Source organism: Enterovirga sp. (genome assembly GCF_028290205.1).
GTDB lineage: Bacteria > Pseudomonadota > Alphaproteobacteria > Rhizobiales > Beijerinckiaceae > Enterovirga.
This window is the reverse complement of sequence record NZ_JAQGKF010000251.1, coordinates 1-5,540: the sequence shown is the minus strand read 5'-3', so window position 1 is coordinate 5,540 and position 5,540 is coordinate 1. Positions and strand designations below refer to the sequence as shown.

Genomic DNA, 5,540 nt, shown 5'->3' with positions numbered 1-5,540 from the left:
GGACGCTGCGGTCGACGTGGCCGACCTGCAGGTCGTTGTCGAGCACGGCCCGGAAGCGGGTGATCTCGGCCGAGCAGCCGCTTCCCGACGGCAGTGCGGCGAGGGCGGGAGCGGGCCCGGCCGAAGGGGCCGCGCCGCGAGGCGCCGCCGTTTGCTGCGTGCAGTTCGCCAGCATCGGCAGGGTCAAGGCCAAGGCGAGGCCTCGAACGGTCCAGGGCATCGGGTGCGGCTCCGGCAGGGGAAAGGGGCGGCCCTCATGCGCCGCCGCCTCGCCGGAGGTCAATCGGCCGCCGCGCGGGCCCAGCCCCTCAGATCAGCTCAAAGGCGAAGACCAGCGACAGGACGGACAGGCTCGTCAGGCCGACCAGGAACATCGCGTCGGCCCCGCGTTCGAGCCGGCTGCTCAGGGCCGGACGAGGCTCCGTCCGGATCGAGCTGTAGGACAGGATGGCGCTGAACAGGAAACACGCGCCGACCAGGCCCGCGAACTCGTCGACCAATGTGGCGACGCTCTGCGTTTCCAGGAGTTTCACGAGCCCGATCAGCGTCGTGCAGATGCCCAGCATGGTGCCGGCGATGGGCAAGATGTGCTGCGTCAGTCCGGCCGGCCGCGGCCGCTGCGTTTCGCTCAACCGTCGAACTCCCGTCGCGTCAGGGCGGCCACGCAAGCGTGAACAGAGTGGGCGCACCGGGCCGGAACCCGCCTTCGCGGCCCGTGTTGACCGGCCTCTCGGAGGCGACGCGATGGCAGCCAAGACCTTCAAGGCGGGCGACAGCGTGAGCTGGCAGACGCCCCAAGGCAAGACCGAGGGCAAGGTCGTCAAGGCGGAGACCGCGACGACGAAGGCCGGCGGTCACACGGCCAAGGCCACACAGGCTGAGCCCCAGTACCGCGTCCGGAGCGACACATCCGGCAAGGAGGCGGTGCACAAGCCCGAGGCGCTGCGGAAATCGTGAGCGTGCGGGCGCTCCGGCTCGGCTTCCCGGTCAAGGTTCTGGCCCGGCCCGACCTGAAGAGCAACGACACGCGGCGCTGGCAGAAGGAGCCGCACCTCAAGACGTCCCTCGAATACGTGGACGCGATCCTGGACCATCTCGCCCGCCATGCCATCGGCATGTACCGGCTGTCCTCGGATCTCGCGCCCTACGCCACCCATCCGGACATGCCGCAATTCCACGGCATGGTGCGGGAGAGCGACGCGGAGCTAGGGGCGATCGGCCGCAAGAGCCGCGACCTCGACATCCGGCTCTCGTTCCACCCGTCGCAATACGTGCTGCTGAACAGCCCAGATCCCGTTCTGACCGCGAAGAGCGTGGCCGACCTCCTGTCGCAATCGGAGATGCTGGACCGGATGGAACTCGGCCCCGAGGCCGTCGTCGTGACCCATGTGGGCGGCACCTACGGCGACATCGCGGCGAGCCGCGAACGCTGGGTCACGAACTGGGAGCGCGTGCCCGAGCCCGTGCAGCGCCGGCTCGTCCTGGAGCATGACGACCTGCGCTTCAGCGCCGCCGACATTCTGTGGATCCACGAGCGCACCGGCGTGCGGCTGATCTTCGATCACCAGCATTTCTGGTGCCTGAACCCCGAGCGGCTCGACATGGTCGAGACGGTCGGCCGGATCCTGGCCACCTGGCCGGAGGGCGTCAGGCCCAAGGTGCATTTCTCCTCGCCCCGCACCGAATTCCGCAGCCTGCAGCGGACGGACCGGAAGACCGGGCGCAAGAAGACCGTCCAGGCGCCCCCGATCTGGACGGGCCATGCCGATTTCACGAACCCGTTCGAATTCACCCGCTTCATGCGGGACACGGCGCGCTTCACCTTCGACGTGATGCTGGAGAGCAAGGCCAAGGACGTCAGCCTGATCAAGCTCCGGCCCGACCTCGTCCGCTATGCGCCGGACGTGGCGGCGCGCTTCGGGCTGCAGGAGAGCGACGCGGCGCTGCTTGACGCGGAGGAGGCCGTGCTGGAGGTGGACGGGATCGAGCCCGGCGACCGCGACGAGGCGGCCTGACCGCAGCTCCTCTGCTGCCGGACGAGCCATGGCGACCGTGTTCCTGACCCACGAGCCGGAGATGCTCGAGCGGTATTACGGCGCGCGGGCGCTTGCGGCCTTGCGGGAGCTGGCCGAGGTCCGGATCAACCCGACCGGCTGCGTCCTCGACGCCGACGGCCTCGCCCGGCATGCGGCGGGCTGCGCGGTCGTGGTGTCGGACCGACAGACGCCCGGCTTCGGCTCCTTCTTCGAGCGCGCCCCCGATCTCGTCGCCTTTCTGCGCTGCGCGGTCGACATCCGGAACCTCGACGTCCAGGCCGCGAGCCGGCACGGCATTCTGTGCACCCGGGCGACGCCCGGCTTCACGGTGTCGGTCGCCGAGATGGCTGTCGGCTACATGATCGACCTGGCCCGCAACATCTCGGCGAGCGTGGTCGCGTACCGGGCCGGGCAGGAGCCCGCCGTCAAGGAGGGCGTGCAGCTCAGGGGCGCGACGCTCGGCCTGATCGGCTACGGCGCCATCGCCCGCGAACTCGCGCCCCTCGCGCTCGCCTTCGGCATGCGGGTGGTGGCGAGCGACCCGCATGTCAGGGTGGAGGACCGCCGGGTGGAGCAGGTCGGCATGCCCGAGCTCCTGGCCCGCTCGGACTTCGTCTGCTGCCTCGCCGTCGCGAATGATGAGACCGAGAACCTCCTCGACGCGGCTGCCTTCGGGCAGATGAAGCCCGGCAGCTTCCTGCTCAATCTGTCGCGCGGCAATCTGGTGGACGAGGCCGCGCTCGCCCGGGCGCTGGACGAGGGCCGGCTGGCCGGGGCGGCGATGGATGTCGGGCGGGCCCCGGATCAGCGGCCGTCGCTGGCTCTCGCGAGCCGCCCGGACGTGATCGCGACCCCCCACACGGCCGGGCTCACGCCCGCCGCCATCGAGCACCAGGCCTTCGACACGGTCGCCCAGGTCAAGGCGCTGCTGGCCGGCGAAGTCCCGGCCGGAGCCGTGAACCTCGAGGCCGCGACACGGCTCGGGCGGTTGCGCGCGCCGGCCGCTCCGGGTCGGTGAGCCAGCGCGCCTGACGGGCCCCGCCTGCGTTCAGGTCAGCGTCGCCAGCAACCCGGCAAACAATCGGGCCCGGTCCACCAGGCTCTTGGCCTGGATATTCTCCTCGAGCGTGTGGTGCTTCTCGCCGATCGGCCCGAGGCCATCCAGCGTCGGAATGCCCATGGCGCCGGTGAAATTCCCGTCCGAGCCGCCGCCGGCCGGGCCGTGCGGCAGCTCCTGGCCGAGGTGGTGGGCGATCCGCAACGCCGTTTCATACAGCGCCAGGGTGCCGTCGTCGGGCTCCCAGACCGGCCGCGTGACGCCGCGCGTCACCGAGAACGAGACGCCGTCCGCCGTGCCGGACAGCGCCAGCATGCGGTCGATTCCGCGGTCGAGATCGGCCTGCCGCTTGGCCATGGACAGGGCCTGGCCCGTGCAGGTGGTGGCCACGCAATTCACCCAGGTGCCGCCCTGCACGACCCCGACCGAAAAGGTGCAGTTCTCCGTGCTCATGTCCTCGATCTCGAGGAGTTTGCGGGCCATGGCCCGGATGGCGGAGCGGCCCTGGCTCAGCGTCGCCCCGGCATGGCTCGGCCGGCCCGACGCCGCGAGGTCGAAGCGGGCGATGGCGTAGCGGCCGGTGACCACGCCATTCCGCTCCCGGCCCGGCTCCGGCACCAGCACGTAGCGGTGCCGCGCGGCCTCGGCCTCGATCAGATCGCGGGTGGAGGGCGAGCCGATCTCCTCGTCGGAGGTGAACAGGAGGGTGACGGGCAGAGGCGTCACGACATGGGCGCGGGTGAGCTGCCGGATGGCTTCCAGGGCCAGGTAATTGCCGCCCTTCATGTCGCCGATGCCCGGTCCGTAGCAGCGCTCGCCCTCGCGCCGGAAGGGAAGGTGGGCCAGCGTCCCGACCGGATGCACGGTGTCCATGTGGCCGAGCACCAGGATGCCGGGCCCGGCATCCGGATGCGGCACCCGCGCCCGGACGCAATCGCCGAGGCCCATGCGGCCCGGGATCATTTCCACGCTCGCGCCCAGGATGGCGAGGTCGCGCGCCGCCAGCGCCATCATCCGGTTCACAGCCGCCCGGTCGTAGGTCGGGCTCTCGCATTCGACCCAGCCGCGCAGGCCCGCCAGCATGGTCTCGAGGTCGAAGGGCAGGTGCGCAGGGTTCATTCGGGGCTCCCGAAAGCGGCGTCGTTCGAGCCCGCGAACGGGTCCGGGTGCCGCGGCCAGTAGGGGGCGACCCGCTTCGTGTAGGGGATCGCCGCGTAATCGGGCGCGACGGCGCCCGGCGCGGCCAGGTAGCGGATTTCACGCGCCAGCGGCGCAAAGGCGGCGTGGAAATGCTGCATCGACTTCACGGCGACCAGCCGCTTGTCGGTCAGTGTCAGGCCGAGCCCCGTGAAACTGTCCGGTGCAAAGGTCTGCTGCCGGATCGTGACCAGCACGATGTGGAGCCCCTCCGCCTCCACCCAGGTGGCGGGTCCGAGCAGGGCGCGCCCGCCGCTGAGGCCGGTCTGGCTATGGGCCTCCGACACGGCCCGCACGGTGACCCGCAGATCCACGGGATCGCCGGAGGCGGGTCCGCATTTCCCCCCGATGCGGAGCTCGAAGGTCGCCCCGACCCCGGCCTCGCGGCAGATCGCCACCGCGACCGGGTCCCAGTAGAGCCCGGTCACGGCGTCGCGGACGCCCCGGGCCACGAGCCGTTGCAGCACGGCGGTCGAATCCGACGAGGCGCCCGCGCCGGCATTGTCGGCCACGTCGGCCAGGACGAGCGGGCCCGCGCCGGAGGGGCCGGCCAGGGCCCGGTCGATGCCCTGGTCGATCGTGTCGTAGGGCGTGTCGGTCTCGGCCCGAAGCGCAAAGAACTCGCCGGCGAGCTGGCGGGCGAGCCGGTCCGCCGCCGCCTCGTCGCGGTCCGCCACCACCACCACCTTGGCCCCGACCTCGGCGACGTCGGCCCAGGGAAAGCCGTGGCCGAGCGACACGGACAGGATGCCGTCGCGCCCCTCCAGCGAGGTCATCCGCTCGACGAAGCGCCGCATGGGCGGAAACGGCGTCCGCCACATGGAGATCATGCGGCAATCGGCAAAGGCCGTGACGGGGCGGATCTCGCCGCGCGCCGCCGCGAGGCAGATTCGGTAGAGCTCCGGCGCCCGCAGCGCGATGTCCGTGTGCGGGTATTCCTTGAACAGCACCGTGGCGTCGGCGCTTCGCCGCATCAGCTCGGTCAGGTGGCAATGGAGATCGAGCTCGATTCCGATCGTGGCCCCGGGACCGACGATCTCCCGCACGCGGCTGAGCGTGTCGCCTTCGCAATCGTCGTAGCCGTCCGCCACCATGGCGCCGTGCATGAACAGCAGCACCACATCGACCGGCATGGCGGCCCGCAGGTCCTCCAGCAGCGTGTCGCGCAGCTCCTCATAGACATGCCGCAGGGTGGTCCCGCCCGGCTGGGCGAAGGCGGAGAGGCTTTCGACCACCTCGTGGCCGTCCGC

General features: G+C 71.2%; 6 protein-coding genes and 1 pseudogene. 3 read left to right on the top strand and 4 right to left on the bottom strand.

Features of this window, described 5'->3' with window-relative positions:
- Positions 1–220, bottom strand: a pseudogene (locus tag JWR86_RS17390) (hypothetical protein); the annotation flags it as partial.
- Between the two features lie 88 nt (positions 221–308).
- A complete protein-coding gene (locus tag JWR86_RS17385) occupies positions 309–632 on the bottom strand; it encodes a hypothetical protein (protein ID WP_299567777.1) in 324 nt (107 codons plus the stop codon).
- A 112-nt stretch (positions 633–744) separates the two neighbouring features.
- Here JWR86_RS17385 and JWR86_RS17380 point away from each other — a divergent pair, with 112 nt between their 5' ends.
- From JWR86_RS17380 to JWR86_RS17370, 3 genes are read left to right on the top strand one after another with little or no spacing between them, the layout of a single operon-like run.
- Positions 745–957, top strand: coding sequence for a DUF2945 domain-containing protein (locus tag JWR86_RS17380; protein WP_299567775.1), 213 nt, complete (start codon positions 745–747; stop codon positions 955–957).
- Complete coding sequence (gene uvsE / locus JWR86_RS17375) at positions 954–2,015, top strand: UV DNA damage repair endonuclease UvsE (RefSeq protein ID WP_299567773.1); 1,062 nt, start codon at positions 954–956, stop codon at positions 2,013–2,015. The genes JWR86_RS17380 and uvsE overlap by 4 nt, the downstream gene beginning before the upstream one ends.
- 28 nt (positions 2,016–2,043) lie before the next feature.
- Complete coding sequence (locus JWR86_RS17370) at positions 2,044–3,054, top strand: NAD(P)-dependent oxidoreductase (RefSeq protein WP_299567771.1); 1,011 nt, start codon at positions 2,044–2,046, stop codon at positions 3,052–3,054.
- Between the two features lie 30 nt (positions 3,055–3,084).
- Here JWR86_RS17370 and JWR86_RS17365 read toward each other — a convergent pair whose 3' ends face one another.
- Positions 3,085–4,212 (bottom strand): M20/M25/M40 family metallo-hydrolase, encoded by a 1,128-nt coding sequence (locus JWR86_RS17365; protein ID WP_299567769.1) that lies wholly within the window; start codon positions 4,210–4,212, stop codon positions 3,085–3,087.
- Positions 4,209–5,540: M81 family metallopeptidase (locus JWR86_RS17360; protein WP_299567767.1), on the bottom strand; the 1,332-nt coding region annotated here is incomplete at its 5' end. The genes JWR86_RS17360 and JWR86_RS17365, both read right to left, overlap by 4 nt.

Coding starts and splice junctions, on each gene's coding strand:
- JWR86_RS17380 (WP_299567775.1), top strand. CDS start 745: ATGGCAGCCAAGACCTTCAAGGCGGGCGACAGCGTGAGCTGGCAGACG.
- JWR86_RS17370 (WP_299567771.1), top strand. CDS start 2,044: ATGGCGACCGTGTTCCTGACCCACGAGCCGGAGATGCTCGAGCGGTAT.
- JWR86_RS17365 (WP_299567769.1), bottom strand. CDS start 4,212: ATGAACCCTGCGCACCTGCCCTTCGACCTCGAGACCATGCTGGCGGGC.